The sequence below is a fragment of the Sphingopyxis sp. genome (assembly GCF_035686825.1).
Lineage (GTDB): Bacteria > Pseudomonadota > Alphaproteobacteria > Sphingomonadales > Sphingomonadaceae > Sphingopyxis.
Genome location: NZ_DASRYZ010000003.1, coordinates 394,403 through 419,060 on the forward strand (window position 1 = coordinate 394,403; position 24,658 = coordinate 419,060).

The 24,658-nt window shown below is 66.6% G+C and carries 23 protein-coding genes, 1 tRNA gene and 1 riboswitch; of the genes, 12 read left to right on the top strand and 12 right to left on the bottom strand.

Annotated features, from left to right (window positions below; genetic code table 11):
* Window positions 1-17 precede the first annotated feature (17 nt).
* Window positions 18-1,373, top strand: a complete 1,356-nt coding sequence (locus tag VFG17_RS06445; RefSeq protein WP_325028629.1) for a sugar porter family MFS transporter — start codon at window positions 18-20, stop codon at window positions 1,371-1,373.
* 2 nt (window positions 1,374-1,375) lie between these two features.
* Here VFG17_RS06445 and VFG17_RS06450 read toward each other — a convergent pair whose 3' ends face one another.
* Window positions 1,376-2,617, bottom strand: a complete 1,242-nt coding sequence (locus VFG17_RS06450) for an ROK family transcriptional regulator (protein ID WP_325028630.1) — start codon at window positions 2,615-2,617, stop codon at window positions 1,376-1,378.
* A gap of 141 nt (window positions 2,618-2,758) precedes the next feature.
* Window positions 2,759-4,567, bottom strand: a complete 1,809-nt coding sequence (locus VFG17_RS06455) for a DUF885 domain-containing protein (RefSeq protein ID WP_325028631.1) — start codon at window positions 4,565-4,567, stop codon at window positions 2,759-2,761.
* Window positions 4,568-4,705: 138 nt separating this feature from the next.
* Between VFG17_RS06455 and VFG17_RS06460 the strand changes: the two genes are divergently transcribed.
* Window positions 4,706-6,085, top strand: a complete 1,380-nt coding sequence (locus VFG17_RS06460; RefSeq protein WP_325028632.1) for an amidohydrolase family protein — start codon at window positions 4,706-4,708, stop codon at window positions 6,083-6,085.
* Window positions 6,086-6,090: 5 nt separating this feature from the next.
* On the opposite strand, the gene VFG17_RS06465 is transcribed toward VFG17_RS06460, so the two are convergent.
* A tRNA-Gln gene (locus VFG17_RS06465) sits at window positions 6,091-6,165 on the bottom strand.
* 58 nt (window positions 6,166-6,223) lie between these two features.
* Window positions 6,224-7,309: a branched-chain amino acid aminotransferase gene (locus tag VFG17_RS06470; protein ID WP_325028633.1), complete on the bottom strand. Its 1,086-nt coding sequence runs from the start codon at window positions 7,307-7,309 to the stop codon at window positions 6,224-6,226.
* 78 nt (window positions 7,310-7,387) lie between these two features.
* Between VFG17_RS06470 and VFG17_RS06475 the strand changes: the two genes are divergently transcribed.
* The gene (locus tag VFG17_RS06475; protein ID WP_325028634.1) at window positions 7,388-7,900 is read left to right on the top strand and encodes a MarR family winged helix-turn-helix transcriptional regulator; all 513 of its coding nucleotides are present in this window, start codon (window positions 7,388-7,390) and stop codon (window positions 7,898-7,900) included.
* A 1-nt stretch (window position 7,901) separates the two neighbouring features.
* Here the strand turns inward: VFG17_RS06475 and proC are convergent, their stop codons facing one another.
* On the bottom strand, window positions 7,902-8,732 hold the full coding sequence (gene proC, locus VFG17_RS06480; protein WP_325028635.1) for a pyrroline-5-carboxylate reductase: 831 nt from the start codon (window positions 8,730-8,732) through the stop codon (window positions 7,902-7,904).
* Between the two features lie 19 nt (window positions 8,733-8,751).
* Window positions 8,752-10,419: an alkaline phosphatase family protein gene (locus VFG17_RS06485; RefSeq protein ID WP_325028636.1), complete on the bottom strand. Its 1,668-nt coding sequence runs from the start codon at window positions 10,417-10,419 to the stop codon at window positions 8,752-8,754.
* 113 nt (window positions 10,420-10,532) lie between these two features.
* Between VFG17_RS06485 and VFG17_RS06490 the strand changes: the two genes are divergently transcribed.
* From VFG17_RS06490 to VFG17_RS06510, 5 genes are all read left to right on the top strand, one after another.
* On the top strand, window positions 10,533-12,596 hold the full coding sequence (locus VFG17_RS06490; protein ID WP_325028637.1) for a protein-disulfide reductase DsbD family protein: 2,064 nt from the start codon (window positions 10,533-10,535) through the stop codon (window positions 12,594-12,596).
* The gene (locus VFG17_RS06495; protein WP_325028638.1) at window positions 12,596-13,336 is read left to right on the top strand and encodes a TlyA family RNA methyltransferase; all 741 of its coding nucleotides are present in this window, start codon (window positions 12,596-12,598) and stop codon (window positions 13,334-13,336) included. The genes VFG17_RS06490 and VFG17_RS06495 overlap by 1 nt, the downstream gene beginning before the upstream one ends.
* Window positions 13,337-13,397: 61 nt before the next feature.
* The gene (locus VFG17_RS06500) at window positions 13,398-13,949 is read left to right on the top strand and encodes a TspO/MBR family protein (RefSeq protein ID WP_325028639.1); all 552 of its coding nucleotides are present in this window, start codon (window positions 13,398-13,400) and stop codon (window positions 13,947-13,949) included.
* 36 nt (window positions 13,950-13,985) lie between these two features.
* Window positions 13,986-14,288: an accessory factor UbiK family protein gene (locus tag VFG17_RS06505; RefSeq protein WP_325028640.1), complete on the top strand. Its 303-nt coding sequence runs from the start codon at window positions 13,986-13,988 to the stop codon at window positions 14,286-14,288.
* A 125-nt stretch (window positions 14,289-14,413) separates the two neighbouring features.
* Window positions 14,414-14,920 (top strand): YbjN domain-containing protein, encoded by a 507-nt coding sequence (locus VFG17_RS06510; protein WP_325028641.1) that lies wholly within the window; start codon window positions 14,414-14,416, stop codon window positions 14,918-14,920.
* A gap of 28 nt (window positions 14,921-14,948) precedes the next feature.
* Here VFG17_RS06510 and VFG17_RS06515 read toward each other — a convergent pair whose 3' ends face one another.
* From VFG17_RS06515 to VFG17_RS06535, 5 genes are all read right to left on the bottom strand, one after another.
* Window positions 14,949-15,902, bottom strand: a complete 954-nt coding sequence (locus VFG17_RS06515) for a right-handed parallel beta-helix repeat-containing protein (protein ID WP_325028642.1) — start codon at window positions 15,900-15,902, stop codon at window positions 14,949-14,951.
* A gap of 93 nt (window positions 15,903-15,995) precedes the next feature.
* The gene (gene metH, locus VFG17_RS06520) at window positions 15,996-18,620 is read right to left on the bottom strand and encodes a methionine synthase (RefSeq protein ID WP_325028643.1); all 2,625 of its coding nucleotides are present in this window, start codon (window positions 18,618-18,620) and stop codon (window positions 15,996-15,998) included.
* Between the two features lie 123 nt (window positions 18,621-18,743).
* Window positions 18,744-19,790 (bottom strand): homocysteine S-methyltransferase family protein, encoded by a 1,047-nt coding sequence (locus VFG17_RS06525; RefSeq protein WP_325029090.1) that lies wholly within the window; start codon window positions 19,788-19,790, stop codon window positions 18,744-18,746.
* 14 nt (window positions 19,791-19,804) lie between these two features.
* Complete coding sequence (gene metF / locus VFG17_RS06530) at window positions 19,805-20,743, bottom strand: methylenetetrahydrofolate reductase (RefSeq protein ID WP_325028644.1); 939 nt, start codon at window positions 20,741-20,743, stop codon at window positions 19,805-19,807.
* On the bottom strand, window positions 20,740-21,726 hold the full coding sequence (locus VFG17_RS06535) for an ArsR/SmtB family transcription factor (RefSeq protein ID WP_037554146.1): 987 nt from the start codon (window positions 21,724-21,726) through the stop codon (window positions 20,740-20,742). The genes metF and VFG17_RS06535 overlap by 4 nt, the downstream gene beginning before the upstream one ends.
* A gap of 232 nt (window positions 21,727-21,958) precedes the next feature.
* Here VFG17_RS06535 and VFG17_RS06540 point away from each other — a divergent pair, with 232 nt between their 5' ends.
* The 4 genes from VFG17_RS06540 (at window position 21,959) to VFG17_RS06555 (ending at window position 23,868) form a co-directional block, all read left to right on the top strand.
* Window positions 21,959-22,291: a hypothetical protein gene (locus VFG17_RS06540; protein WP_037554099.1), complete on the top strand. Its 333-nt coding sequence runs from the start codon at window positions 21,959-21,961 to the stop codon at window positions 22,289-22,291.
* A gap of 171 nt (window positions 22,292-22,462) precedes the next feature.
* A complete protein-coding gene (locus VFG17_RS06545; RefSeq protein WP_037554100.1) occupies window positions 22,463-22,792 on the top strand; it encodes a hypothetical protein in 330 nt (109 codons plus the stop codon).
* Window positions 22,793-22,865: 73 nt separating this feature from the next.
* Window positions 22,866-23,063, top strand: a complete 198-nt coding sequence (locus VFG17_RS06550; protein WP_325028645.1) for a hypothetical protein — start codon at window positions 22,866-22,868, stop codon at window positions 23,061-23,063.
* A 32-nt stretch (window positions 23,064-23,095) separates the two neighbouring features.
* A riboswitch (ZMP/ZTP riboswitch) is annotated at window positions 23,096-23,176 on the top strand.
* A gap of 20 nt (window positions 23,177-23,196) precedes the next feature.
* The gene (locus tag VFG17_RS06555; protein WP_325028646.1) at window positions 23,197-23,868 is read left to right on the top strand and encodes a DJ-1/PfpI family protein; all 672 of its coding nucleotides are present in this window, start codon (window positions 23,197-23,199) and stop codon (window positions 23,866-23,868) included.
* Here the strand turns inward: VFG17_RS06555 and VFG17_RS06560 are convergent.
* Window positions 23,865-24,629, bottom strand: a complete 765-nt coding sequence (locus VFG17_RS06560; protein WP_325028647.1) for a glutaminyl-peptide cyclotransferase — start codon at window positions 24,627-24,629, stop codon at window positions 23,865-23,867. The two genes, VFG17_RS06555 and VFG17_RS06560, sit on opposite strands and share 4 nt — an antisense overlap.
* Window positions 24,630-24,658: the final 29 nt, after the last annotated feature.

Genomic DNA, 24,658 nt, shown 5'->3' on the forward strand with positions numbered 1-24,658 from the left:
TCCCGCGGGAGAGAAAAATGACCGATACGCCCGAGAAGGCAGCGCTTTCCGGCCCCGATCCGCGGGGCCGCGCCGGGATCGGCGTTTTGGCGGCGGCGATCGGAACGGCGGCGCTCGCCGGCCTGTTGTTCGGATTCGATACCGCGGTCATCGCGGGCGTGACCGGCGACCTGACCCGCCTGTTCGCGCTGACTCCTGAAACGCTTGGCGTCACCGTGTCCGCCGCGCTCTGGGGAACGCTGGTCGGCGCGCTGTTCGCGGGCAAGCCCGGCGACGCCTTCGGCAGCCGCGACAGCCTGCGCGTGCTCGCCGTCCTCTATTTCGTCGCGGGGCTCGGCTGCGCGCTCGCGCCCAGCTGGACGGCGTTTCTCGTCTTCCGCTTCATATGCGGGCTCGCGATCGGCGGCTCGTCGGTGCTGGCGCCCGTCTACATCGCCGAGATCGCGCCGCCGCGGCACCGCGGCTTCCTCGTCGGCCTGTTCCAGCTGATGATCGTCACCGGCATCCTCGTCGCCTATCTGAGCAATGCGACGATCGCGGGGCTGATCGGCGGCGAGGCGGCGTGGCGCTGGAAGCTGGGCGTAACCGCCGCTCCGGCCCTGCTCTTCTTCATCCTGCTCTTCGCGATTCCCAACAGCCCGCGCTGGCTGCTCGCCAAGGGGCGCCGCGAAGAAGCGAGCATGGCGATGGTCCGCATCGGCACGCCGGCCGCCGAACTCGACCGGATCGAAGCGGCGCTCGAACGCGATCCGCCGGGCGAGAAATTGTCGTGGCGCCGGCACCGCCGGCCGATGCTGCTCGCCATCCTGATCGCGATGTTCAACCAGCTCGCGGGCATCAACGCCGTCCTCTATTATCTGAACGATATTTTCGCGCGCGCGGGATCGCTTTCGCCCGATCGCCAGGCGGTGCTGATCGGGATCGCCAATCTGGTCTTCACGCTCGCCGGCATGGCGCTGATCGACCGCCTCGGGCGCAAGACGCTGCTACTCGCGGGTGCGGCGGGCATGACGCTGTGCCTCGCCGCCGCTGCCGGCGTGCTGTTCGGCGCTCTGGACAACGCGCTGATGCTGCCCGCGCTGATCGGGTTCATCGCCTTTTTCGCGACCAGCCAGGGGGCGGTCATCTGGGTCTATATTTCGGAGATTTTCCCGACCCCGGTGCGCGCACGCGGCAGCGCGCTCGGTGCCAGCACGCACTGGCTGATGAATGCGCTGATCGCCGGGATATTCCCGGTGCTTGCCGCCTGGTCGCCCGGCGCGCCCTTCGCCATCTTCGCCGCCGCGATGGTCGTTCAGTTCGTCGTCGTCGCAGCGGTCTTTCCCGAAACCAAAGGCGTCGATCTCGACGAGATGGCGCAGCGGATCGACTAGGGTCAGCGCCCCGCCTGCATCAGGATCGATTCCGACGGCAGGATATGATCGAGGAAGGGGATGATCGCGGCGCCGATCGCCGAGGCGTCGTCGGCCGCGCCCGCCCGCCGCACCGGCGCCACCACCGGAAGCTGGAGCCCCGTCATCCGGGCGTTGAGCCGCTCGACGAGGCCGTCGACCAATTTGCCAGGCAGCCGCCCGCCGATCAGGATGGCGGCGGGGTTGATCAGGCAGTTGACCGCGATCAGCGGCTGGACGAGCGCGTCGGCGGCATCGTCGAGCCATTTGAGGATCACCGCTTCGCGATCGGGCGAACTGCCGAGCAGCGCGTCGGGGCCGTCGACGTCGTGCCCTTCGGCTTCGAGCCGCGCGTAAAGCGCCGACAGCGACACGGTGTCCTGCACATTGGCGCCGTCGCCGCGTTCGGGGTCGGGCATCGCCCAAATCTCCCCCGAGCGCGAATCGGCGCCGCGAACATAGCTGCGGTCGATGACGAGCCCCCCGCCCAGCCCCGCACTGATCAACAGATAGAAGAAGCTCGGTAGCGCGATGCCGTCGCCGAGATGCACTTCGCCGAGCGCCGCCGAGGCCGCGTCATTGTCGGCGTGCAGCGGCCAGGGAAGCACCTCGCCGAGCAGCGCGCCGAGGTCGATCCCGTCCCACGCGTCATATTCCTTTGGTCGGTGCGGCAACGCGATGCGGCCAAGGTCGTCGGGGAGCGCGATCCCGACGCCGAGGATGCGCGTCCGATCGACCCCGCCCTCCTCGAGCAAGCCAGGGAGGATGTCGCGCACATGATCGACGACCGTTCCGGGAAGCGCAAAAGCGATCTCACGCGTGTGGCGGCTGCGGATCTTGCCGGCCAGGTCGAGCGTCACCAGCGTGATGTGATCGCGGTCGATGTTGAGCCCGATCGCAAAGGCGCCGTCGGGATCGATGACGATCCGCATCGCGGGCTGGCCGCGCTTGCCCTGCAGCCGGCCGGCGGGCTTGACGAGGCCGAGATCGATCAGCCGCTTTGTGATGTTCACGATCGTCGGCGGGGTGAGGCCGGTCACGCGTGCAAGGTCGCTGCGCGTCGTCTCTTCGGTCAGGCGGATCGCCTGCAGCACGATCCGCTGGTTATAATCGCCCGCGCGCTCGAGATTGGTGCCCGACAGGCTGAGCGTCAGCCGCGCGTCGCGCGCCTCGGGGCCGCTCGTGGCCGATTGGCGGCGGTCGCGACCCGGAAGGTTGAGGCTCATTGCAGGACTGTCCTCCAAGCTGGTTCGAATGCCCGGCGCCCCCCGCCAAACAGACTCATGCCATAAATATATATGCTTTAATAATTAGATTTTCGATAAAGCGAAGCGACGCCGCGCTGTCAATCGGCTGCGTTGAGGATTTCATCGTTTTGCCGCGATATAGGCGGCAACCTGTTCCTCAAGGATGTTCAGCGGCAGCGCGCCTTCGCCAAGCACCGCTTCGTGAAATTCGCGAATGTCGAAGCGCGGGCCGAGTTCGCGTTCGGCGCGCTCGCGCAGTTCGGCGATCTTCAACTGCCCGACCATGTAGCTCGTCGCCTGCCCCGGCCAATTGAAATAGCGGTCGACCTCGCGCGCGATGTCGGTGTCGGAAACCGAGCTGTTGGCGCGGAAATAGGCGATCGCCTGTTCGCGCGTCCACCGCTTCGAATGGATGCCGGTGTCGAGCACCAGCCGGATCGCGCGCCATACCTGCAGCGACAACATGCCGAACCGGTCGTAGGGCGTCTTGTATATGCCCATTTCGTTCGCGAGCCGCTCGGAATAAAGCCCCCAGCCCTCGATATAGGCGCCATAGCCGCCGAACTTGCGGAACTTCGGGATGCCGGCCAGTTCCTGCTGCCGTGCGATCTGGAAATGATGGCCCGGTGCGCCCTCGTGCGCGGCGATCGCCGCGACCTGAACCTTTTGCGTCTGGTTCATGTCGACGAGATTGACATAATAGATGCCGGGCCGCGACCCGTCGGCCGAGGGCGGGTTATAGAAAGCCGTCGAAGCGGTCGCCTCGCGCCATTTCTCCACCGCGCGCACCTCGAGCGCCGCCTTGGGCAGCACGCTGAAATAGCGCGGCGCCGCTTCCATCGCCGCCGCGATCACCGCGCGCGCATCGGTCAGATAGGCTTCGCGGCCGGCCTGCGTGTTCGGATATTTGAACTTCGGATCGGTGCGGATATGGTCGAAGAATTGTTCGAGGGTGCCCTTAAAACCGACCTCGCGCTTGATCGCTTCCATCTCTTCGCGGATCGCCGCGACCTGCTTCAAACCCAGTTCGTGGATCTGGTCGGCCGTGAGGTCGGTGGTGGTCGAATTTTTCAGCCGGTCTGCGTAATAGGCCTCGCCGTCGGGCAGGCTCCACACGCCGAAATTGCCCTTCGACTTCGGCTCGATCTCGTCGATCGCGGCGATCAGCACCTCATAACCGTGCTTGAACGGGCCGGTCAGCGCCGCGGTCGCATCGGCGATCAGCTTCGCCTTGACCGCATCGGGCGCATCGAGCGCGCCGACCTTTTTGCGGAAATCGGCGAGCAATGTCGAATCCGCGCCGTCGTCGAACGGTGCGCCGACGAGGATTTTCTTCGCATCGGCGCGCGCGGGCGCGAAATTGACCTTGTTGGGCACGGCGCCGGCGGCCGCTTGCTCGCGCATCGTCGCCGCGACCTCGCGCATCACGCGGTCGGTGTCGCGCAGGCGCGCGATATAGGCCTCGGCATCGGCGACCGTGTCGACCTTGTGATTGTTGATCAGCAGCACCGGAATATCGCCCGCCGGGCTGCCGTTGGTGGTCACCGGAAAACGAAGCTTGCGGAACGGCAAGGACGCACGGCGGCGCTCGACGTCATATTCGAACAAGCGGTAACTGACGCGCGCGCTCGCGCCCAATTGCTCGGGCCGAAAGCGCGCGTGCATTTCCTTGAGCTGGCGCTCGAGCAGCGCCTGCTCGCGCACCGCCGCGGCGTCGGTATAATCGTCGAGCCGGTCGTAGTTGGTCTTGAGCCCGAGCTGCGTCTGGCTTTCGGGCTGGAGCGCGATCCGCGCGTCGAAGGCGTCGTCGAGAAAGCCGAGCAGCGCTTCGTCCTGCGTCGTCGCCGGCGCGGCCGCAGCCATCGCCGCGGCGGGGAGGACGGCGAGCGGCAATATGGGCGCCAACATCAAGGCAAGTGCGAAACGCATGGAAATTCTCCTGTTGAATGCGTTGCTTGTAGCCACCGCTTGCGTCGGCGCAATCACTACCAGACGGCACCGGTCGATGGCAGGACGACCTCCCTTCGGCGATTGCAGATGCGAAACGGCCCGGCTAGCGACTTGCGCATGACAAAACGCCGTTTCCGCCGCTTTGGCCTGTTCGCCGCCCTTGCCTCCCTCGGTCTGGCGCTATCCCACACAACAGCGGCATCCGCCGACGCACCCCAGGCAACGCTTTATACCGGCGCGACGGTCATCGACGGCACCGGCGGCGCGGCGCGCGCCGATCAGGACATATTGGTCGAGGGCGAGCGGATCGTGGCGATCGGCGCGCATGACGCGCTGGCGTCGCGGGCCGGGACGGCCCGGCGGGTCGACCTGTCCGGGCGCTTCGTCATCCCGGGGTTGATCGACAGTCATGTCCATCTCGCGACGCCGCCGAACCGGAAACGCGCCGAGGCGATCCTGCGCCGCCAGCTCTATGGCGGGGTCACCGCGGTACGCGACATGGCCGACGATCTGCGCGCCGTCGGCGATCTGGCGCGCGCTTCACTGGTGGGCGAGATCGCCGCGCCCGATATCTATTATGCCGCGCTGATGGCGGGCCCGCCTTTCTTCGCCGACCCGCGCGTCCTGTCGGTCAGCCGCGGCTTTGCGCCGGGAACGGCGCCGTGGATGCAGGCGATCGATGCGGACACCGATTTGCGCACCGCGGTGACGCTGGCGCGCGGGACGTCGGCGACCGCGATCAAAATCTATGCCGATCTTCCGGCCGAGCGCGTCGCGGCGATCACCGCCGAGGCGCACCGCCAGAAGATGATGATCTGGGCGCACAGCGCGGTCTTTCCCGCCCGTCCCGCCGACGTCATCGCCGCGGGCGCCGATGTCATCAGCCATGTCTGCTATCTGGGTTATGAAGCGCAGCCGCGGATGCTCGCGGCCTATGAGGACCGCACGCCGGTCGACGAAACGCGCTTCGCGCCCACAGGCGACGATCCCGTCGTCGCCGGCCTCTACCGGGCGATGGCGAAGCAGGGCACGATCCTCGATGCGACCGGCAGCCTGTTCGTGAAGTTCGAGGCGGCGCGCAAGGCCGACGTCGAGGCGAAGCCGCTGCGGTGCAGCGGCGCGCGGACGATCCGTCTGACGCAGCAAGCGTGGCGTGCCGGCATTCCGATCGCGACCGGCACCGACTTCGTCGACCCCGCGAGCAACCCCTGGCCCGAGGTGCATGCCGAGCTGCGCTATCTGGCGGATGATGTCGGCATGCCGCCGCTCGCCGTCATCCATTCGGCGACGCTGGTCGGCGCCCGCGCGGCCGGGCAGGACAGGGATATGGGGTCGATCGAGCCCGGCAAGCTTGCGAACTTCGTCGTGCTGGGCGCCGACCCGCTTGCCGACATCGACAATATCGAACGGATCGAGATGACCGTGAAGCGCGGCCGCGAATATCGGCGCGCCGGCTATATCGCGCCGACGCGGGAGGAATTGAGCGAGGCGGATTGACCGGCTGGCTGGGGCGGCAGGATTCGAACCTGCGAATGGCGGCATCAAAAGCCGCTGCCTTACCACTTGGCGACGCCCCAACGGCCGGTGCGACGCGCGCTCTATAGCGCGTCGCCGCTTAATGCAAGGCGGGTCGGATCAGAGCCGCGTGACCCAGCCGTGCGGGTCGGCCGCGCGGCCGCGCTGGATGTCGACGAGTTTACCCTTCAGCATTTCGGTGACCTGGCCAGGGCCGCCGGCGCCGATCGTGAAGCTGGTTTCGCCGCGCGTCACCTTGCCGACCGGAGTGACCACCGCGGCGGTGCCGCAGGCGAAGCTTTCGGTCAGCTTGCCGCTTTCCGCATCGGCTTGCCACTGGTCGATCGCATAGGGTTCCTCGCGCACCGTCAGGCCCGCATCCTTCGCCAGCGTGATGATCGCGTCGCGCGTGATGCCGGGCAGGATCGTGCCGGTCAGCGGCGGCGTGACGATGCTGCCGTCGTCGAAGACGAAAAACATATTCATGCCCCCCAGCTCTTCGATCCAGCGATGCTCGGCGGCGTCGAGGAAGACGACCTGGTCGTGCCCCTTGGCGATCGCCTCGCGCTGCGCGACGAGGCTGGATGCATAATTGCCACCGCATTTGGCGGCGCCGGTGCCGCCGGGTGCGGCGCGGGTATAATCCTCCGACACCCAGAGCGAGATCGCGGGGGCGCCCGACTTGAAATAATTGCCGACCGGCGAGGTGATGACGAGGAACTGATATTCGGACGCCGGTTTGACCCCCAGAAACACTTCGCTCGCGAACATGAAGGGGCGGAGGTACAGCGCGCCGCCGTCGACGGGCGGGAACCAGCTGGCGTCGGCCGCCACCGCTTCCTTCACCGCCGCGATGAACATCTCCTCGGGAAGTTCGGCCATCGCCATCCGGCGCGCGCTCGCGTTGAAGCGCGCGGCATTGGCCTCGACGCGGAACAGCGCCATCGACCCGTCGTCGAGGCGATAGGCCTTCAGCCCCTCGAAGATTTCCTGCGCATAATGGAGCACTGCGGTCGCGGGATCGAGCGTCAGCGGCCCGCGCGGCATCACCTGCGCATCGTGCCAACCCTTCCCCTCGGCATAGCGGATCGACACCATATGGTCGGTGAAGACGCGCCCGAAAAGCGGGTCCGCAATCGCCGCCGCCCGTACATCCTCCGCCGCCGGATTGGGGTGCGACAGATGGGTGAAGGCGGGAGCGGACATGCGAAAACACCTTTGCTTTGCTGGTTTCGGGAGCGCGCCTCTTGCCAAAGAGCGGCACCGCGCGCAACGGTAGCGACTATGCCGGATGAAAATTTTCTTTCACAAGTTCCTGCCGCCTCAGCCCTTTTCTTGCGCGAGGAAGAAGTGCGTCGTGGCATCGAGTTCCTCTTTTTCGCCCACGCCTCGCTCTGGCGCGCGATCGATGCGCGGCTCGCCGAGAAGGAGCTGGGACGCGCGCACTACCGCGCGCTCTATTTCATCGCGCGGCAACCCGGGCTGACGATTTCGGACCTGCTCGCACTGCTCGGCATCACCAAGCAGTCGTTGGGACGGGTGGTGAAGGAACTCGAGGCGCGTGACTATCTGACGACGCGGCCAGGCAACCGCGACCGGCGCGCCAAGGAGCTGCGCCTGACCGACGCCGGCCGCACGGCCGAACGCGAGATATTCGCGGCGCTGCGCGATACGATGAGCCGCGCCTATACCCACGCGGGACAGCAGGCGGTGACCGGCTTCTGGCAGGTCAGCGAGGCGCTCGTTCCGCCGCGCGAGCGCCGCCGGATCGCGGAGCTCGGGAAGGAGCCGGGTTAGATCAGCCCTCGCCGCGCGCGATGTCGGCGAGTTCGCGCCCGCGATCGCGCGCCGCGCGCAGCACGTTGGTGAGTAGCGCCGCGAGCTGGCCGTCGCTGTCGAGCACGTCGAGCCCGGCCTGCGTCGTGCCGCCCTTGCTCGCGACCTGCGCGATCAGCACGCCGGGCTTTTCGCCGCTGTCGGCGAGCAGCGCAGTCGCGCCGCCGAAGGTCGCGGTCGCGAGCTTCAGCGCGTCCTCGGCCGACAGGCCGAGGCGCTCTCCGGCGGCCGCATAGGATTCGATCAGGCGAAAGACGAACGCCGGGCCGCTGCCGGTGAAAGCCGTAACCAGATCCATCGTCGAGTCGTCGGGGAGCGCGACGACCGTGCCGAGCGGATCGAGCAGATTGTCGATCGCCGCCTCGTCGGCGTTGCCGTCGCTCGCGACCGCCGACACGCCGGCGCCGATGCGCGCGGCGAGATTGGGCAGGATGCGGACCTGCGCCCGCGCCGCCGGGAAGCGCGCCGCGAGGTCGGCGAGCGAAACGCCCGCGAGGATCGACAGCAAATGCGTTTCGCCCGAGACGACCTCGGCGAGTTCGGCCGCGACTTCGCCTAGCTGCTGCGGCTTCATGCCGAGCATGATCCACTCGGCCGCGCCGCCCGCACCTAGCCATTCGGCGAGCGACGCGAATTGCGCGATGCCCGCACGCGGCGCCGCGAACGGATCGACGATCGTGACCACGGCCGGATCAAGTCCCGCTTTCAGCCAGCGGTCGAGCATCGCGCCCGCCATATTGCCGCACCCCACGAGCAGCATCCGGCCGGTAAAATCCTTCAAAGTCTTCGTCATGGTCCCTGGTTCTTCTTTGTTACCGGCAACTGCTCTCGGGACCCGAGATCAGGTCGAGGCAGCGGCCGTCGATCTTGTTTGCATCCACCGTCAAGCCGATCAGCGAGGCCAGCGTCGGCATGATGTCGACGGTCATCACGGCGTTCGGCTGTTCGAACGCGACCAGCCCCTTGCGCCAGAATAGGATCGGCACGCGGCGGTCATAGTCCCACACCGAGCCGTGCGTCGCGACATAGCCGACGCCCGCTTCGGGGATCGGGGTGACGCGCGGCTTCAACGCGATGATGAAATCGCCCGAACGCTGCGGATGATAGGAGGCGCGCAGCTTGTCCATCAGCGTCCAGGTGTCGGGCGCGCGCTTCGAGATCGGATGCGCTTCGAGTTCCTCGCGCGTCACCACCGCCTCGATCTGCGGATGCGCGCGGAGGCGCGGCAGGATTTCGGCGAGCACGGCCTTACGCTGCGCCGCGGTCAGCGTCTTGGCCAGATAATAGTCGCCCCCGTCGCCATAGAGGATGGGCTGCGGCAGGCCGAGCTTTTCGGCGACCACCTTACTCATCGCCTCGGGATCGAGCGCCTTGTCGACGCGCTGCGCATCGGGCCAGGCGTTCTGGCGGTTGCGCTCGGGCAGGTCATGGCCGCCATGGTCGGCGGTCAGCGCGACGGCGTAATCGATGCCTGTCGCATCGAGCCGCGCGAAGAAATCGCCGAGCTCGCGGTCGAGCCCCGCCATCTGGATGCACATCTCGCTGCCTTCGGTCCCGGTGCCGTGGCCGACATAGTCGGTCGCCGACAGCCCGACGATGAGGAGGTCGGTGCTGTCCCCCTCGCCCATCTTGCGCACCTGACGCAGCGCCGCGGCGGTCGCGAGCACGGCGCCGTCGGCTTCGGGCGACGCCATGAAGCGGCGGAAGTCGCCGGCGTCGCGCGCCATCCGGCCGGTACCGACCGAGCCGCCCTTGTCGAGCGGGATCGCGATGTCGTGCGGCGCGCAATCGGCGGGCAGCGTCAGCGCGGGGCGCGCCTGGCCGATCGCGGCGGCGATCGCCGCGCTCGCCTGCTGCGCGGTCGGCGACAGGGTAGTGCCGCGATATCCGGTGAGGCCGGTCGGCACGAGCCACATCAACTCGTCGGCCTGGCGCCCGCCCATCATGATCGCCGAACGGTCCTTGCCCGATACCGAGACGACCTGCGTCTTCGGATCGCGCGCCTTCATCAGATCGCCGAGCGTCGGAACGAGCAGATGATCGACCGATGGCGCGTATTTGCCACCGCCCGAGCTGGTGCCCGCGACCTTTTCGTCCTCGGCGCAATAGATGCGCTTGTCCTCGCGCGCGGCCGACAGGTCGAAATAATGGTTCGCGACGATGCCCGTGTGCGCCGGGTGGTTGCCGGTCAGGATCGTCGAATGGCCGGGGCAGGTTTCCGTCGCGCCGTGCGCCTGATAACCCGCCGGGAAGACGACACCCGAAGCGAGCCGCGCGAGCCCGCCGGTGAAACGGCCGCGATATTCGGCGAAAAGGTCGGCTGAAAACTGGTCGACGGCGATCATCACGATGAGCTTCGGCGCCGGGGTCGCCGCCGCAAGTTTTTGCACCGCCGGCGCCGAATCCTGCGCAAAGCCGGTCCCGGCGGCGGCGAGGCAAAGCGCGGTGGCAAGGGCGGCGGACAAGGATTTCAGCTTCATGGACGGTTTCTCCATAACAGGGTCAGGGTTTTGCCCCTAAAGCGCGGGCTGTCCTCTCGACGAAAGCCGCCTATATGGCAAGCCTTCGAACGACCAACAGCTGCGGACGGGCCATGAATTTGCTGAGTGAGGCTTTTGTGACACGCATCGGGCGCGCACTGCTCGCCGTGCTGGCGCTGATCCTCGCCGCTTTCGGTCCCGCACACGCGCAATCGACGCATATCCAGCCGAAACTCGTCGCCGAATCGGCAGCTCCCGCGCCCGGCGGCGCGACGACGCTGGCGCTGACCATGGCGCCCGACAAGACGTGGCATGGCTATTGGGTCAATGGCGGCGACGCGGGCTTCGGCCTGTCGGTCGAATGGAACGCGCCCGAGGGCGTGACGATCGCACCCTTCCGCTACCCCGTTCCCGATGCGCTGATCCTCTTTGGCATGATGAACCATGTCTATGAGCATCCCTATGCGCTGCTCGCCGAGGTGCGGGTCGACAAGAACGTCGCGCCCGGCACCGACCTGACGTTGTCGGGGATCGCCAACTGGCTGGCCTGCACCGACAAGGTGTGCGTTCCCGAAAAGGCGGTGATCTCGGTCGCCCTCAAAGCCGGCGACGGAACCGTCCCCGAAGCGGCGCGCACCCGCTTCGACGGCTGGCGCGCGCTGCTTCCGCAGCCGCTCGACCGGCACGGCGTATGGGAGCGGCGCGGCGAGATGGTGCGCTTCGCCATTCCGCTGCCCGCCAGCACCCAAGTCGACGCGCCGCATCTGTTCGTCGAGACGCAGGATGTGGTCGATTATGCCGCGCCCCAGAGTTTCAGCCGCAACGGCAATCAGATCATCGTCGAGACGCGCGCCAAGGGCGAGAAGGCCGGGCCGGTTTCGGCGCTGCTGAAGCTGGGCGGCGGGCGCGGCCTGTCGTTGACGCTCGAACCCGGCACCGTGCCGGCCGCGGGTGAGGCGATTGCGGGATCGCCGGACGCGATCGACGGGACGCTGTTCTGGACCGCCCTCGGCGGTGCGATCCTCGGCGGGCTGATCCTCAACCTGATGCCGTGCGTCTTCCCGATCCTCAGCCTCAAGGCGCTCAGCCTCGCGCGGTCGGGCGGCGACGCAAGGACCGCCAAGGTCGAGGCGCTCGCTTACACCGGCGGCGCGGTCGTCACCGCGCTGCTACTCGGCGGCGCGTTGCTCGCGCTCCGGGCGGCGGGCGGGCAGGTCGGCTGGGCCTTTCAATTGCAGCATCCGGTGAGCGTGCTCGCGCTGCTGATCCTCTCGCTGGCGATCACGCTCAACCTGCTCGGATATTATGAATTGCCGTCGTTCGGCGGCGGACAGGCACTCGCCGAAAAGGGCGGCGCGGCGGGCGGCTTCTGGACCGGCGCGCTCGCGGCGTTTGTCGCGACCCCGTGCAGCGGGCCGCTGCTCGGCGCGGCATTGGGCGCGACGCTGGTGCTACCGGCGTGGGCGGCGCTGCCGATCTTCGGCGGGTTGGGGCTCGGTCTCGCGCTGCCCTTCCTCGCGATCGGTTTCGTCCCCGCCTTGCGGCGCCGCCTGCCTAAGCCCGGCCCGTGGATGGACCGGTTCCGCAAATGGATGGCGTTGCCGATGGGGCTCACCACGCTCGCGCTGACATGGCTCTTGTGGCGACAACTCGGCAGCGGCGAGCAGCTTCTCTGGCCCAGCCTCGCCGTTGCGATGGCGCTTGTCCTTCTGACGCATTACGGCGCGATCCAGCGCGGCGACCGGCGGTCGTGGCTGTTGATCGCGTCGGGCCTGCTCCTCGTCGTCAGCCTCGCGGGCACGGTGGTCGAGGTTGCCGAAGCGGAACGCACCGCCGATGGCTCGGGATCGACCTTCTCCCTCGATGCGCTCGCCAAAGCGCGCTCCACGGGCAAGCCCGTGTTCGTCTATTTCACCGCCGACTGGTGCCTGTCGTGCAAGGCCAACGAAGCCGGCGCGATCAATCGCGAAGCGGTGCAGACCGCCTTCGACAAAGCGGGAGTCGTGACGCTCGTCGGCGACTGGACCAATGGCGATCCCGTGATCACGCGCACGCTTGCCGAACATGGCCGCAACAGCGTGCCGCTCTACCTCTGGTATGCCCCCGGCGCCGCCGAGCCGGAAATCCTGCCGCAAATCCTGACCCCGGGCCTGCTCACCGACAAGGCGGGCGGTTGATGGCGAAACAGCGCGCCGACCAGTTGCTCGTCGACCGCGGACTGGCCGAAAGCCGGACACGCGCGCAGGCGCTGATCCTCGCCGGGCTCGCCTTCGTCGGCGACCGCAAGATCGACAAGGCGGGACAGCAAATCGCCGACGATGCGGAAGTGAGCGTCAAGGGCCGCGATCATCCGTGGGTGTCGCGCGGCGGGATCAAGCTCGACCATGCGCTGACTCATCTGGGCTGGGACGTGACGGGCGCGGTCGCGATCGACGTCGGATCGTCGACCGGCGGCTTCACCGATGTGTTGCTGAGCCGCGGCGCGGCGCGTGTCTATGCGGTCGATTCGGGGACCAACCAGCTCGCCTGGAAGCTGCGGCAGGACGCGCGCGTGATCGTCCACGAACAGACGAGCGCGCGCATCCTGACGCCCGAGCATATCCCCGAACCCGTCGACCTGATCGTCTGCGATGCGAGCTTCATCGCGCTGTCGAAAGTCCTGCCGGTGCCGATGCGCTTCGCGAAACCCGGCGCCCGCATGGTGGCTTTGATCAAGCCGCAGTTCGAGGCCGAACGCCACGAAGTCGGCAAGAAAGGCGTCGTGCGCGACGCCGCGGTCCATGCGCGTGTCTGTGCCGAGGTGCGGGGCTGGCTGACCGGCGAAGGCTGGGACGTCACCGATCTTGTCGAAAGCCCGATCACCGGACCCGAAGGCAATGTCGAATTTCTGATCGCGGCGGTGAATCGAGCCGCTTGACGCTGCGCCGCACAATCGCGACACAAATGCAACGGATTCGCATTTGGGGGATATTGCGGACATGACCGAAATCGCGACACAGGGCCAGCTTCGCATGTCCTATTTACGCTGGGCGCTCGTCACCGTGCCGGCGATCGTGCTGATCGGCAGCCTGATGGGGCTGCTATCGAACAGCGGTTACGGCAATCGCTGGTTCGCGGCACTCGACCTGCCCTCGATCACGCCGCCGGGCTGGGTGTTCGGCACGGTATGGCCGATCCTCTACATCTGCCTCGGCCTGTCGCTCGCGATGATCCTCCATGCGCGCGGCGCGAAGGGACGCGGCTTCGCGCTGCTGCTCTTCTTCGTCCAGCTCGTCGCCAATTTCGCCTGGTCGCCGCTCTTCTTCGGCCAGCATCAGGTGACGACGGCGCTCTATCTGATCATCTTCATCCTGATGGTCACGATCGCGACCGCCTTCGCCTTTGCGCCGATCCGCAAGGCAGCCGCATGGCTGCTCATCCCCTATATGGCGTGGCTGAGCTTTGCCGCGATCCTCAATTTCCAGATCGATCAGCGCAATCCCCACGCCGAAACCCTTGTCCCCGCCGCCGCCAGCACCCAGATAGGGTGATGGCAAGGGGATAGCCCCCACTAAGGAATATCAGACATGCAGAGCGAAAACCGCTTTTTCGACGACCTCGCCAAGATGGTGAACGGCATTGCCGGGACCGTCGCGGGCGCCGGCCGCGAAGCCGAAGCCGCGATGCGCGACCGCGCGAAGGAATTTGTCGGCCGCATGGATTTCGTCAGCCGCGAAGAATTCGAGGCGGTGAAGCAGATGGCCGCCACCGCGCGCGCCGAAGCCGAAGCGCTGAAGGCGCGCCTCGACAAGCTCGAAGGCGTCGCGAAGCCGGCCGCGAAACCCGCTGCCAAACCCGCGGCGAAAATCAAGGCCGCTCCCAAAAAATGAGCGTCGCCCTCCGCGCAGGCGGGGGCCGCTATCGGCTTAGTGCAAGGTTGCCAGCGTCCCCCGCTCGCGGGGCGGCGGCGTTGCCGGACTCGCCAGCGTGGACGGAACCCGCTAAAGGCGCGCGCATGAGTGACGATCTATACGACGACGATGACGGCCAGGACGCGGCGCCGATGGAAATGCTGGCGTCCTATTTCGCCGCGCACGACTGGCCGCACGAGATGGTCGGCGAGGACGAGATCGTCGCGACCGCGCAGGGCAGCTGGACGACCTATGAATTGCGAGCGGTGTGGCGTCCCGACGACGGAGTGATCCAGCTCCTCGCCTTTCCCGACATTCGCGTCGTCGAGGACAAGCGCGCGGTGGCGCACGAGGCGCTCGCGATGATCAACGAGCAGCTCTGGCTCGGCCACTTCGAACTGTGGTCGAACAGCGGCACGATCCTCTTCCGCCACGGCATGCTCGTCGGTGCGGATGCGGCGCTGTCGCTCGACTTGACCGAGACGCTGATCGAAAGCGCGATCGACGAATGCGAACGCTTCTATCCGGTGTTCCAGTTCGTGCTGTGGGGCGGCAAGACCCCGGCCGAGGCGCTCGCGGCGTCGCTCATCGAAACGCGCGGCGAGGCTTAACCCCCTCCTTCCCCCCGGGTGCGGTGCGTTACCGCTTCTCGAACTTCGTCAGCCCCGTGCCCAGCTCGTTCGCCCCGATCGCCAGCGCCTCGCCGCTCCAGTCGGCAACGAATACCGACCGGCGATCGATGCCCGCGGGCAGGCTCGCGCGATTGCCCTCGATGACGAGCCCGCGCGACGGATTCTTGCGCTCTTCGGCCGCGACGGCGATAAACGCCGAATAATTTTCCTTGTCGCGCCCCTGCACGAACAGGTTGTTCGAAATCCGCCCGACCGATCCCGAGGACAGGTCGATCATATAATTGGTCGCCTTCCCCTGCGTGTCGTCGAAGCTGTTGTCGTTGACGTCGACCTCAGCCGCGCGCGTCTTCAGATAATGGCCGCCGCTGCCCTTTTCGAAGCGCGAGCGGGTGACGGCGACGCGGCCGTAGATGCCGGTGTAGACGCTGTGCGCGCAGCTCAATCCGCGGTCGCAGCGGCCGAGGCGCGAAAAGGTCGAGCGGTCGATCGTCAGCGTTGCTTCGGGATCGTCGGCGGTGAGGATGCCCTGTTCGCTGTCGCGGAACATCGCGTTCACGATGTCGAGATCGCTCGTTTCGAGCCGGATGCCTGCGCCATTGCCGTCGGGGACGCGCATATTCTGAAAGACGATGCCGTCGATGCGCGCGCCATCGCCGCGCAGCACGAGCGCCGCCTTGCCCTCGCAAGTCACGCCGTCGAAGATCGCCCGGCCCGGCTCGGCGGCGACGAAGGCGATGCGCCCGGCGGTCTGCACCGCGCAGTCGCGGTGATAGCCGGGGGCGATACGGATCGTCCCCTCGCCCTCGCCGATCGCATCGACCGCGTCCTGCAAGCGCGAAAAGCCTCGACCATCGACACTGTAGGGCGCACCGCCCGTTTGAGCGGGAAGCGGCACCGGCGCCAGAAGCAGCGGAAGGGCGAGCAGCGGCAGCATGGGCCGGCGAAGGATCGACGTGAACATGCGCCGCCCATAGCGGCTTTTGGCGCGCCCGTCGTCGGCGAAGCTGGTTAATCCGGCGGCTGTCCCCTTATCGGACAGCCGCCGGCAAGCGCGTTAATCGAGGTTGGGCCGCAGCCACCGCGTCGCGGTTTCGATATCGACCCCGCGGCGCGCCGCATAATCCTCGAGCTGATCGCTCCCGATCCGCGCGACGCCGAAATACTGGCTTTCAGGGTGACCGAAATAAAAGCCGCTGACCGCCGCGGTGGGTAGCATCGCGAAGCTTTCGGTGAGCACCAACCCCGCATTCTCGCCCGCCTGAAGCAGCTCGAACAGGATCGGCTTCAGACTATGATCGGGGCAAGCGGGATAGCCGGGGGCAGGGCGGATGCCGCGATATTCTTCCTTGATCAGCGCCTCGTTGGTCAGCTGTTCGCCCGGCGCATAGCCCCATAATTCGGTGCGGACATGCTGGTGCAGCCGCTCGGCAAAGGCCTCGGCGAAACGATCGGCGAGCGCCTTCAGCAAAATGTCCGAATAATCGTCCTTGTCCGCGCGGAAACGCTCCGAATGCGGCTCGATGCCGTGGAGGCCGACCGCGAAGCCGCCCATCCAGTCGCCCGCCGGATCGATGAAGTCGGCGAGGCACATGTTGGCGCGGTCGCGGCTCTTCTTGATCTGCTGGCGCAGGAAAGGAAGCGTCACATGGCGTTCCTCTTCGGCGAGATGGATCGTGACGCTGTCGCCGTCGCGCGCGCACGGCCAGAAGGCGCAGACTCCGCGCGCGGTCAGCCATTTCTCGGCAATCAGCTTGTCGAGCATCGCATCGGCATCGGCCTTGAGCGCGCGCGCCGTCTCGCCAACGACCTCGTCGTCGAGAATCGACGGGTAGGTGCCGTGCAGCTCCCACGCGCGGAAGAAGGGCGTCCAGTCGATGCATTCACGCAAATCTTCGAGCGACCAGTCGTCGAAGCGGTGCAGCCCGGGCTGCAACGGCGGCGCCGGCTTGTCGCTGAGATAGGCGTCGTAATAATTGGCGCGCGCTTCTTCGAGGGTGTGCAGCACGCTCTGCCCCTTGCCCGCGCGCACGTCGCGGACATGCTCATAATCGTCCTTGTAACCCTGCACATAGGCGTCGCGCCCGGTGTCGCTGACCAGCGCCGTCGCAACTCCGACCGCGCGGCTCGCGTCGAGGACGTGGAGCACCGGCCCCTTGTACGCCGGGTCGATGCGCAGCGCGGTGTGAACCTTCGAGGTCGTCGCGCCGCCGATCAGCAGCGGCATCGTCATGCCGGCGCGCTGCATTTCCTCGGCCACCGTCACCATCTCGTCGAGCGAGGGGGTGATCAGGCCCGAGAGGCCGATCATGTCGGCGTCATTCTCGTTCGCCGCCTCGAGGATCTTCGACCAAGGCACCATCACGCCGAGGTCGACGATCTCGAAGCCGTTGCACTGAAGCACGACCCCGACGATATTCTTGCCGATGTCGTGGACGTCGCCCTTCACGGTCGCCATCACGACCTTGCCCTTGCCCTTCGCGCCCGGTTCCTTCGACGCTTCGATGAAAGGCAGAAGGTGCGCGACCGCCTTCTTCATCACGCGCGCCGATTTCACGACCTGCGGCAGGAACATCTTACCCGACCCGAACAGGTCGCCGACGACGTTCATCCCGTCCATCAGCGGCCCTTCGATCACCTCGATCGGGCGCGGCATCGCGAGGCGCATTTCCTCGGTATCGCCGACGATATAGGCGTCGATGCCCTTGACCAGCGCATGTTCGAGCCGCTTTTCGACCGCCCAGCCGCGCCATTCCTCGGCCGCCTTTTCCTGTGCCGCGCTCGTGCCCTTGTAACGTTCGGCGAGCGCGATCAGGCGCTCGGTTGGGCTCAGCTCTTCGCCTTCCACCTTGCGGTTGAGGATGACGTCCTCGCAGGCATTACGCAGTTCGGGATCGATCGTGTCGTAGACGTCGAGCTGGCCCGCATTGACGATCGCCATGTCGAGCCCCGCCGGGATCGCATAATAGAGGAATACGCTGTGCATCGCGCGGCGCACCGTCTCGTTGCCGCGGAAGCCGAAGGAGAGGTTCGAAAGGCCGCCCGAAAAATGCGCGTGCGGGCAGCGGACGCGGATTTCCTTCACCGCCTCGATGAAGTCGACCGCATAATTGTCATGCTCTTCGAGCCCCGTCGCGACCGCGAAAATATTGGGGTCGAAGATGATGTCTTCAGGCGGGAAGCCGATGGTCATGAGCAGCTTGTAGGCGCGCTCGCAAATCTCGATCTTGCGCTCCCTGGTGTCGGCCTGCCCGACCTCGTCGAACGCCATCACGACGACCGCGGCGCCATAGGCCATGCATTTCCTCGCATGACCGAGGAACTGTTCCTCGCCTTCCTTCATGCTGATCGAATTGACGATCGGCTTGCCGGGAACGCACTTCAGCCCCGCCTCGATCACGTCCCATTTCGAGCTGTCGATCATCACCGGAATGCGCGCGATATCGGGTTCGGCGGCGATGAGCTTCAGGAAGGTCGTCATCGCATATTCGGCGTCGAGCAGGCCCTCGTCCATGTTGACGTCGATGACCTGCGCGCCATTTTCGACCTGCTGGCGCGCGACCTCGACCGCCGCGGTATAGTCGTCGGCGAGGATCAGCTTCTTGAACGCCGCGGAACCCGTGACGTTGGTGCGCTCGCCGATATTGACGAAGCTGGAGGAGGCGGAACTATTCTCGGTCATCGGGATCTTCTTCTCCCCTCCCGCTTGCGGGAGGGGTCGGGGGAGGGTCTGTCTAAAATTCTCGGGCGACGCGTCGGAAAGGGACAGGCCCTCCCCTAACCCCTCCCGCAAGCGGGAGGGGGACTAAGCCGCCATCGTAAAAGGCTCCAGCCCCGCCAGCCGCGTGCGCACCGGAACATCGGGAATATGCCGCGGCGCGAGGCCTGCGACCGCCTTTGCCATCGCGGCGATATGCGCGGGGGTCGACCCGCAACAGCCGCCCAGAATGTTGACCTGCCCATGCTCGGCCCATTCGCGCACCAGCTCGGCCGTCGTCTCGGGCATCTCGTCATATTCGCCGAGTTCGTTGGGAAGCCCCGCGTTCGGATAGACCATCACCAGCGCATCGGCGATTTCGGACAAAACCTTCACATGCGGGCGGAGCTGCGACGCGCCGAACGAGCAGTTGAGCCCGATCGTCAGCGGCTTCGCATGGCGCACGGCATACCAGAAAGCCTCGACCGTGTGCCCCGACAGATTGCGTCCCGACAGGTCGGTGAGCGTCATCGAGATCATCAGCGGCAATTCGCGACCGACCTTCGCCTCGGCCTCCAGCGTCGCGGCGATCCCCGCCTTCGCATTCAATGTGTCGAAGATCGTCTCGATCAGGATGAAATCGGCGCCGCCTTCGGCAAGCGCGACGACCTGTTCGAGATAGACGTCCTTCAATTCGTCGAAATCGATCTCGCGATAGCCCGGGTTGTTGACGTCGGGCGAGAGCGAGAGCGTCTTGTTCGTCGGCCCGACCGCGCCCGCGATGAAGCGGCGGCGGCCGTCGAGCGCCTCATATTTGTTGGCGGCTTCGCGGCCGAGCCGCGCGCTTTCGTGGTTGATGTCGGCGACGAGATGCTCGGCGCCATAATCGGCCTGGCTGATCCGGTTGGCACTGAACGTATTGGTCGACACGATGTCCGACCCCGCCGCCAGATAGGCCTCGCCGATCGCAGTGACGACGTCGGTCCGCGTCAGCGCGAGGATATCATTATTGCCCTTCTGGTCGTGCGACAGCCCGAGCGATCCGGCGTAATCGGACTCGACCAGCTTCCTGAGCTGGATCTGCGTGCCCCAGCCGCCATCGGTCAGCAGGATGCGTTCCTTCGCCGCCGCGGCGAGAGCTTCTCGTGCCCCCATTTTCAAACTGGCGCTCATGCTGCCTGATCCTTTGCGGTCGAAACCGGCCGCAGCCCCAGCAGATGGCAGATCGCATAGCTGAGCTCGGCGCGGTTGAGGGTGTAGAAGTGGAAATCGCGCACGCCGCCCGCATAGAGGCGGCGGCACATTTCGGCGGCGATCGTCGCCGCGACGAGTTGGCGCGCGGCGGGATGATCGTCGAGCCCCTCGAACAGCGATACCATCCACGCCGGGATCGCGGTGCCGCACATGTCGGCCATGCGGCGCGTCTGCGACACGTTCGACACAGGCAGAATGCCGGGAATGATCGGCGCATCGATCCCCGCTGCGGCTGCCGCATCGCGAAAGCGCAGGAAGCTGTCGGGCGAAAAGAAGAATTGCGTGATCGCGCGCGTCGCGCCGGCATCGAGCTTCCGTTTCAGATTGTCGAGGTCGGCCTGCGGACAATCGGCGTCGGGATGCGTTTCGGGATAGGCGGCGACCGAAATGTCGAACGGCGCGATCGCCTTCAGCCCGGCGACCAGTTCGATTGCATTGGCGTAACCTTGCGCGTGCGGCCGATAGGGCTCCCCGCCGGGGACGTCGCCGCGCAGCGCGACGATATGCCGCACGCCCGCTTCCCAATAAGCGCGCGCAACCTCGTCGATCTCGGCGCGCGAGGCTTCGACGCAGGTCAGGTGCGCGGCGGGCGGCACGCGGCTTTCGGCGGCGATGCGCGCGACGGTCGCATGAGTGCGCTCGCGCGTCGACCCGCCCGCGCCATAGGTTACCGAGACGAAGCTGGGCGCCAGCGGCTCAAGCGTGCGGAACGTGTCCCACAGCTGCGCTTCCATCTTCTCGGTCTTCGGCGGGAAGAATTCGAAGCTGACGCCGATGTCGCCTTCGAGATTGGCAAAGAGCGGCGACGCCGCGGCGCGGCGCGCCTCCGCCAGCGAGTTCAAGTTCGACGTCATGCCGCAAGCCTTTTACTTTGTCCGCCTTCACTGACGGGAGGTTGATCTTCGTCGCTGCGACGTCGGCCGAGCCACAACTTCACGGCCAGCTCCCCGCCTTCGAGCGTCTGGGTGGTTTCGAGCAAGAGCCCCGCCGACGCGAACCAGCCGCGAATCTGGGCATCCGAAAAGCCGAGGCGCGCGTGCGCGGCGAGCGCGCGCAGTTCCTCATCCTCGTGCGGCGCGAAATCGACGACGAGCAGATGGCCGCCGCCGCGCAGCACGCGGCTCGCTTCGGCGATCACGCGGTCGGGCTCGTGCGCGAAATGGAGCGCCTGATGGATGACGATGCTGTCGATGCTGGCATCGGCGACCGGCAGGTCGAGGAAGTCGCCTTGCAACAGATCGACGGGCACCGGCTGCCGCTCCAGCTTCGTGCGCGCGATGCGCAGCATTTCGGGGCTGCGGTCGAGCGCGGTGATCCGGCGCGCGGTCGGCGCGAAAATCTCCGCCATCCGGCCGGTGCCGGTGCCGATGTCGAGCAGATGGCCGAGCCGGCGGTTGTGCATCATCGCCAGCATTGCGGCTTCGACTTCGCTCTCGGCGATATGACGCGATCGGATCGCGTCCCATTCGGCGGCATGTTCGGCGAAATAGCGTTCGGCCGCCGCGACGCGCTCGTCGCGCACCGCCGCCAGCCGCCGCGCATCATGCGCAATGACGCGCGTTTCGCGCGCGGAAAAGGGCCATTTCTCGGCCTGACCGATGATCTCGGCGACCGGCCCTTCGCCGGCGATGCGCAGGAAAACCCAGCTTCCCTCGCGCCGCCGTTCGACGATTCCGGCCTCGACGAGGATGCGGACATGGCGCGATACGCGCGGCTGACTCTGGTCGAGCACGATCGCGAGTTCGCCGATCGCAAGCTCCATCTCGCGCAGCAGCGCGACGACTCGCAGTCGCGTCGGATCCGCGAGAGCGCGGAAAATGTCGATAAGCTCGCTCACGAAAAGACATATAAAGCTTTCTTTATATCTGGTCAACCGAGCGCCGTGCCACGATTTTCCGCCGTGCGCGCCGCGGTCGTCGCGGCATTGTGACGCAACAGCGGGGCCAATCGTCAAAAGGACGGTTGCACGCCATTTGGCGAGTGGGTAATTCTGCGCGCGATTGGCAATGTTCGGGATCGATCAGTTCCTGTGCCGGTCGATCAGTCCAAATTGAGAGGGGTATTCCCACATGAAGAAATCGATCACTCTGTCGCTCGTCCTCGCCGCTTCGATGGGCCTCGCTGCTTGCGCCGAAAAGGCTGCCGACGACACGGCCGCCACGACCGAAGACGCAGCCGCGACCGTCGAAGGCGCTGCTGACGGCGCGATGGAAGCTGCCGAAGGCGCCGCCGACGCGACCGCCGCTGCCGCTGGCGAAGCCGGCGCCGCTGCCGATGCTGCTGGCGATGCCGCCGCTGCCGGCGACGCCGCCACCGCCACCGACAAGGCGGCCGAAGCTGCCGGCGCTGCTCAGGAAGCCGCCGACGCCGCCAAGGGCGCGATGGAAGAAGCCAAGAAGTAAGCTTCTTTCCGGCCTCTTCGGGGCCGAAGAAACAGGAAGGGGTCGACGGCTTGCCGGCGGCCCCTTTCCTTTTCGGGACAGGCTTCGCAGCGCGGTTGCCAAGCCCCTGATCCCCGGTTAACTCTCTTCCCATGGCCGGCCACCCGGTCATTGCATTCGAAAGGATTACCCATGCGCAAGATCATCATCGCCTCGATGGCCGCCGCGGCCTTCAGCCTCGCCGCCTGCTCGGAAAAGACGCAGGATGCCGCCGGTGAAACCGCCGATTCCATGGCTGACGATGCCGCCGCCGCCGGCGACGCAATGGCCGAAGGCGCCGCCGACGCTGCCGATGCGACCGCCGATGCCGCTGCCGATGCCGGTGCCGCCGTCGAAGGCGCCGCCGACAACGCCGGCAACGCCGTCGAAGGCACGGTGAACGCCGCGGGCGAAGCCGCCGACAAGGCCGGCGACAAGATCGCCGAAGAAACCAAGAAGGCCGAAGCCAACGACAAGCAATAATCGTCGGCACGCCCTTGGGCTGTTAAAGAGGGGCTCCATCCGGACGGGTGGGGCCCTTTTTCATGGAAGGCATATGATGCGAAACCTCGTGCCCGCTGTTGCCCTGCTCGGCCTGCTCGTGACGGGATGCAGCCGCACCGACAATGAGCCGGGCCCCGGCGGCGTGACCGTCAGCGAAGCCAAGGCGCTCGACGACGCAGCCGAGATGCTCGAAAGCCGCGACAGCACGCCGCCAGCGGACGAAGCATCGGCAAGCGAAACGGCCGAATAGTCTTTCCTCGCCGCGCTGCGAAGGTTAGGCTGATGCCGTCCCGCGACTGGCGCTGAAGATGGAGTTCCATCGGGGAACGGGACCGATGCGAGCCGCGCGCCTGGGTGATCCACGCCAGCGAAGGACCATCCGCATGACCGACACGACCACCATCGTATTTCTGCTCTTTCCGGGCATCACCCAGCTCGACTTCACCGCGCCCGCGCAGGCGCTGTCCCGGATGCCCGGCGCGGTGCTGGCGGGCGCGGCGGCGCGCCTCGATCCGATCGCGACCGACAGCGGTTTCGCAATTTTGCCCACGCATGATTTTGCGAGCGCGCCGCAAGCCGACATCCTCTGCATCCCCGGCGGGCACGGCGTGACCGACGCGGTGAACGATGCGGCGACGATCGACTTCATCGCGCGGCAGGCGGCAGGCGCCGAGCGGGTGACGAGCGTGTGCACAGGCGCCTTCCTGCTCGGCCGCGCCGGATTGCTGCAGGGCAAGCGCGCAACGACGCACTGGGGTTATACACATCTGCTGCCGCTCGTCGGGGCGCGCCATGAAAACGCCCGGGTCGTCGAGGACGGTCAAGTCGTGACGAGCGGCGGCGTGACCTCGGGGCTCGATTTCGCGCTGACGCTGATCGCGCGACTGAAGGGCGATGGCGTCGCGCAGGCGATCCAGCTCGCGATCGAATATGACCCCGCCCCGCCCTTTCCCGGCGGTCATCCCGATCGCGCGCCCGCGGCGGTGACGGCCGGGCTGAGAAAGCGCGCCTATGACGCGGCGGCGGCGCGGATGGAGGCGGCGCTCAGAAGCTAGCGGCAGTCGGCGAGCGCGATCTCGTAGAGCTTGAGCCAGTTCTTGCCGGTCACGAACAGGCGCTTCCCCTTATCGTCCCACGCAATTCCGTTGAGCACGCTGTCGGTGCCGCTCGCGCCGGCATCGGCCTTGAGCGTCGTGAGGTCGAGCAGCGATACGACATGACCGGTCGCGGGGTCGATGCGGACGATGAAGTCGGTCATCCAGACATTCGCCCAGACCTGTCCGTCGATCGTCTCGAGCTCGTTGAGCATCGGGATCGACCGGCCCGCGAAGCGCACCGTCACGCGCTTTTTCTCCTTCATCGTCGCCGGGTCGAAAAAGCGCAGGTCGGGTGTGCCGTCGCTCAGCACCAGACTGTCGCCTACCATCGTCACGCCCCAACCCTCGCCTTCATATTGGAAGGTGCCGATGGGCTTCAGATCCTTGACCGACCAGCGATTGCCCACGCCGCCCTGCCATGTGACGCCGATGATCTGGTCGCCCCAGCGCGTGATCCCCTCGCCGAACTGGTTCGATGGAAGTTTCGTTTCGGCGATCGCCTTGCCGGTGTCGAGGTCGAGGCGAGCGACCCGCGACCGGCCATATTGGCCGGTGGATTCGTAGAGATGCCCGTCGTGCCAGAAGAGGCCCTGGGTGAAAGAGGACGGGTCGTGCGGATAGCTTTGTACGATGCGATAGCCGCAGCGTTCGACCCGCGGCGGTGCGGGCGGCGCTGCGACCGGCGGTTCAGCGAGCATGGCGAGAGCGAGAACAAGCATCATCGATGCTTAGCTATGTCGCCCGGGCT